Origin of the sequence: Rhodococcus sp. ENV425 (assembly GCF_002887785.1) — a bacterium.
Lineage (GTDB): Bacteria > Actinomycetota > Actinomycetes > Mycobacteriales > Mycobacteriaceae > Rhodococcus > Rhodococcus aetherivorans.
The window spans coordinates 10,338-10,916 of the sequence record NZ_PCZU01000258.1 but is presented as its reverse complement, the minus strand read 5'-3'; the positions used below and the strand labels follow the sequence as shown (position 1 = coordinate 10,916).

At 71.8% G+C, this 579-nt stretch carries 2 protein-coding genes and 1 pseudogene; all 3 read left to right on the top strand.

Annotation, left to right across the window (positions count from 1 at the left end; all coding sequences use genetic code 11):
• Nucleotides 1-201, top strand: a pseudogene (locus tag CQZ88_RS22935) (type II secretion system F family protein); the annotation flags it as partial.
• A 42-nt stretch (nucleotides 202-243) separates the two neighbouring features.
• A complete protein-coding gene (locus CQZ88_RS22930) occupies nucleotides 244-447 on the top strand; it encodes a DUF4244 domain-containing protein (RefSeq protein WP_006941350.1) in 204 nt (67 codons plus the stop codon).
• 17 nt (nucleotides 448-464) lie between these two features.
• A partial coding sequence (locus tag CQZ88_RS31630; RefSeq protein ID WP_374703836.1) for a TadE family type IV pilus minor pilin occupies nucleotides 465-579 on the top strand: 115 nt, incomplete at its 3' end.

The window sequence follows — 579 nt, the reverse complement described above, 5'->3', positions numbered from 1 at the left end:
CCGCTGTCGGGCATCGTCGCCGAGGTGGCGGAGCGGCAGCGCGAACAGGCGGAGGACCGGGCGGCTGCGGCCGTCGAGCGTGCCGGGGTCCTGGTCAGCGGCCCGCTCGGGCTGTGTTTCCTGCCGGCGTTCGTATGCCTGGGCATCGTGCCCGTCGTGATCGGGCTCGCGGGACGCGTGCTCGGCGACGGGCTGTTGTGAGACGTCGGCGCGGACGGTCCGCGCCGAAGGAGGGGAGGAACCATGGTAGGCAACGTGATTCGGGCGGCGGCGCAGCGGCTGAGCGGTGCCGTCGCGGCGGAGGACGGCATGTCCACCGCGGAGTACGCGATCGGCACGATCGCCGCGGCGGCGTTCGGTGCCGTGCTGTACACGGTGGTCACCGGCGACAACATCGTCACCGCGCTCACCGGCATCGTCGAGCGCGCGCTGAACACGGCGGTGTGAGCGGGGACGACGGCGGGGTGACCGTCGAGGCGGCGATCGCCCTCACCACGCTGGTGAGTGTTCTCGTGCTGTGTCTCGGTGCGGTGCTGTGTGTTTCGAATCAGCTCCGGTGTCAGGACGCGGCGCGGGAGG